This is a genomic window from Acidobacteriota bacterium, assembly GCA_009861545.1.
GTDB lineage: Bacteria > Acidobacteriota > Vicinamibacteria > Vicinamibacterales > UBA8438 > WTFV01.
The window spans coordinates 1-3,388 of sequence record VXME01000080.1 but is presented as its reverse complement, the minus strand read 5'-3'; the positions used below and the strand labels follow the sequence as shown (position 1 = coordinate 3,388).

At 67.5% G+C, this 3,388-nt stretch carries 7 protein-coding genes and 1 tRNA gene; all 8 read right to left on the bottom strand.

All coding sequences use genetic code 11. The features are described from left to right. Positions 1–134 precede the first annotated feature (134 nt). Positions 135–521 carry a 50S ribosomal protein L7/L12 gene (locus F4X11_13470; GenBank protein ID MYN66022.1) on the bottom strand — a complete coding sequence of 129 codons (387 nt, stop codon included), beginning with the start codon at positions 519–521 and terminating at the stop codon, positions 135–137. A 2-nt stretch (positions 522–523) separates the two neighbouring features. After that, positions 524–1,057 (bottom strand): 50S ribosomal protein L10, encoded by a 534-nt coding sequence (locus F4X11_13465; protein MYN66021.1) that lies wholly within the window; start codon positions 1,055–1,057, stop codon positions 524–526. A 2-nt stretch (positions 1,058–1,059) separates the two neighbouring features. Beyond that, the gene (locus tag F4X11_13460) at positions 1,060–1,764 is read right to left on the bottom strand and encodes a 50S ribosomal protein L1 (protein MYN66020.1); all 705 of its coding nucleotides are present in this window, start codon (positions 1,762–1,764) and stop codon (positions 1,060–1,062) included. Positions 1,765–1,766: 2 nt separating this feature from the next. After that, the gene (gene rplK, locus F4X11_13455; protein ID MYN66019.1) at positions 1,767–2,192 is read right to left on the bottom strand and encodes a 50S ribosomal protein L11; all 426 of its coding nucleotides are present in this window, start codon (positions 2,190–2,192) and stop codon (positions 1,767–1,769) included. A gap of 6 nt (positions 2,193–2,198) precedes the next feature. Beyond that, complete coding sequence (gene nusG, locus F4X11_13450) at positions 2,199–2,765, bottom strand: transcription termination/antitermination protein NusG (GenBank protein ID MYN66018.1); 567 nt, start codon at positions 2,763–2,765, stop codon at positions 2,199–2,201. Further along, positions 2,765–2,971, bottom strand: a complete 207-nt coding sequence (secE, locus tag F4X11_13445) for a preprotein translocase subunit SecE (protein ID MYN66017.1) — start codon at positions 2,969–2,971, stop codon at positions 2,765–2,767. The genes nusG and secE overlap by 1 nt, the downstream gene beginning before the upstream one ends. Before the next feature lie 73 nt (positions 2,972–3,044). After that, a tRNA-Trp gene (locus F4X11_13440) sits at positions 3,045–3,120 on the bottom strand. A 15-nt stretch (positions 3,121–3,135) separates the two neighbouring features. Next, positions 3,136–3,285, bottom strand: coding sequence for a 50S ribosomal protein L33 (gene rpmG, locus F4X11_13435; GenBank protein ID MYN66016.1), 150 nt, complete (start codon positions 3,283–3,285; stop codon positions 3,136–3,138). Positions 3,286–3,388 lie beyond the last annotated feature (103 nt).

The window sequence follows — 3,388 nt, the reverse complement described above, 5'->3', positions numbered from 1 at the left end:
CGCGTCGGACGCGGTCGCGTCGCGCGGCCCTTCCTGCAGGCCGCGCGCGCCCGGACCGACCCGCCCGCGGCGCGGGCGCGCCGCAGGCGACGGACGGCCGCCGACACCCGCCGGGCCACGACGTGCGCCGAGGCCTACTTGATCTCGGCCTTGGCGCCGACTTCGTCGAACTTCTTCTGCAGCGCCTCCGCCTCGTCCTTGGGGATCGCTTCCTTCACGGCGCTCGGCGCGCTCTCGACCAGATCCTTGGCCTCCTTGAGGCCCAGGCTCGTGACCTCGCGGACCACCTTGATCACGTTGATCTTCTTCGGCCCGATCTCGGTCAGCGTCACCGTGAACTCGGTCTGCTCCTCCTCGGCCGCCGCCGCGCCGGGCGCCGCGGCCCCCGCGACCGCGACCGGCATCGCGGCCGCCGCCGACACGCCCAGCTCGTCCTCGAGCCGCTTGACGAGTCCCGACAGCTCGAGAACCGACATTTCCTTGATGTAATCGACCACCTGGTCCTGGGTCACGTCAGCCATGCTCAGCCTTCCTCCTCGGACTTCTTCTTTTCGACCTGGCTCAGAACGCTCATCAAGTCGCGCGGCACGGCGTTCAGCACCTGCACCAGTTGCGTCATCGGCGCCTGCAGCACCATCAACAGCTTCGCCTGCAGCTCGGGCTTGCCGGGCAGCGCCGCCAGGTCGATGACGCCGTCCGCCTCCACCGACTGGCCCTGCACCACCGCCATCTTCACGACCAGATCCGGCTCGGCCTTGGCGAAGTCCACGAGGACCTTCGCCAGCGCGACCGGATCCTCGCGGCTGCAGGCCACCGCCGTGGTGCCCTCGATGCGGTCCCGCAACGCCTCGAACGGCGTCCCGCTCACGGCCCGGCGCGCAAGGGAGTTCTTCACTACCCGATAGCTCGCGGCCGCGCCGCGCACCTTCCGGCGCAGCTCCGTCACCTTCGGGACGTCGAGCCCCTTGTAGTCCACGAGCACGATGCTCTCGGCGGCGCCGAACTCGTCCCGAAGCGCCGCGAGCCGCTCTTCCTTGCCTGCCCTGCTGAGTGCCATGCCTATGCCTTCGCGCCGGCTTCGACGCTGACCGTGTCGACCGGAACGCCCGGACCCATCGTCGACGACAGGTGCACGCCCTTGACGTAGCGGCCCTTGGCGGCGGCGGGCTTCGCCTTGATGACGCTCGCGGCGAGCGCATTCGCATTGTCGAGCAACTGCTGCACCTCGAACGACACCTTGCCGATCGCGGCGTGCACGACGCCCGCCTTGTCGACCCGGTACTCGACCTTGCCGGCCTTGATCTCGCGCACCGCCTTCGCCACGTCCGGCGTGACGGTACCGGTCTTCGGGTTCGGCATCATGCCGCGCGGCCCGAGAATGCGGCCGAGCTTGCCGACCGATCGCATCATGTCGGGCGTGGCCACGACCGCCTCGAAGTCCATCCAGCCGCCCTGGATCTTCTCGACCATCTCCTCGCCGCCGACCGTGTCGGCGCCGGCCTCCTCGGCTTCCTTCTGCTTGTCGGCGCTCGCGATCACCAGCACGTTCTTGCTCCGCCCGAGCCCGTGCGGCAGCACCACGGTGCCGCGGACCATCTGATCCGCGTGCTTCGGATTGACGCCGAGCCGCATCGCCATCTCGACCGTCTCGTTGAACTTGGCGAACTTGAGGCTCTGCACCAGCGGAATGGCTTCCTCGATCGGGTACGGGCCCGGACCCACCCTGGCCTTCGCCGCTTCGAACTGCTTGCCGTTCTTGCCCATGATCAACCCTCGACCTCGATGCCCATCGACCGCGCCGTGCCCGCCACGATCGCGACGGCGGCGTCGAGGTCGTTCGCGTTCAGGTCCGGCATCTTGACCCCGGCGATCTCCTCCACCTGCTGCCGGGTCACCTTGGCCACCTTGGTGCGGTTCGGCTCGCCGGAGCCCTTGGCGATGTTGGCGGCGCGCTTCAGCAGCACGGCGGCCGGCGGCGTCTTCGTGATGAAGCTGTAGGAGCGGTCCGCGTACACGGTCACGACCGCCGGAATGATCAGCCCCTCCTGGGCGGCGGTCTTCGCGTTGAACGCCTTGCAGAAGTCCATGATGTTGACGCCGTGCGGGCCGAGCGCGGTGCCGACCGGCGGGGCCGGCGTCGCCTTGCCGGCCGCGATCTGGAGCTTCACCTGTCCGATGATCTTCTTCGCCATGCTGGTCTACAGCTTCTCCACCTGCAGAAAGTCGAGCTCCACCGGCGTGGAACGCCCGAAAATCGTCACCATCACCTTCAGGGTGTTGCGGTCGACGTTCACGTCCTCGACCACCCCGTTGAAGCTGGTGAACGGCCCCTCGTTGATCCGGACCTGATCGCCCTTGTCGAACGTGTACTTCGGCTTCGGCTGCTCGGCCGCCTCCGTCATCTGATGGAGAATCTGGTTCACTTCGTCGTCGGTCAGCGGCGTCGGCTTCTGGCCGGCCCCGACGAACCCGGTGACCTTCGGGGTGTTCTTCACGACGTGCCACGCGCGATCCGACATCTTCCCGCCGGCGCCCGGCTCGGGTGCAATCTTCACGAGGATGTAGCCGGGAAAGACGCGCTTCGTCGTAACGACGCGCTTGCCGGCGCGCATCTCGACGACGTCCTCGGTCGGCACGAGGGTCTCGCCGATCTCGTCCTGCATGCCGTGCGCCTTGACGCGCAGCTTCAGCGAGTCCTCCACCTTCTGCTCGAAGCCGGAGTAGGTGTGAACGATGTACCACTGCTTCGTGCTGACGTCGGTCATCACACACCAAATGCCTGGAACAGCGCCCGCGCCAGCCGATCCAGCACCAGATCGATGCCCCACAGGTACATGCCGAACATAATGGAGGTCAGGATCACGACGAACGTCGTCGCCTGCACCTCCTTCCAGGTGGGCCACGTCACCCGCTCGAGCTCGTTCCGCACCTGCGCCAGGAACGTGCGGGACCTGCCCCACCAGCCGAACACGCCCCCCCCGGACGGCTCGCGTACGCTCTCCAGCTTCGTCGATTTCACGATTCAGTGTCCCTTGCGACGATGTTGGCAGGCCAGGAGGGGCTCGAACCCCCAGCCCCCGGTTTTGGAGACCGGTGCTCTACCAATTGAGCTACTGGCCTGTGCCCACGCACGCGCTACTTCGTCTCCCGGTGCAGCCTGTGCCCCCGGCACCAGCGGCAGTACTTCTTGAGCTGCAGCCGGTCGGGCGTCTTCCGCTTGTTCTTGGTCGTCGTGTAGGTCCGTCGCTTGCACTCGGTGCACGCCAGAATGACGATATCCCGCATGTGGTGACCTTCCGTCTCGAGTTGCCGCCCGCCCGGCGCGAAGCCGGCCCTAGTCGTCGACGATCTCGGTGATGGTGCCCGAGCCGACCGTCCGGCCGCCCTC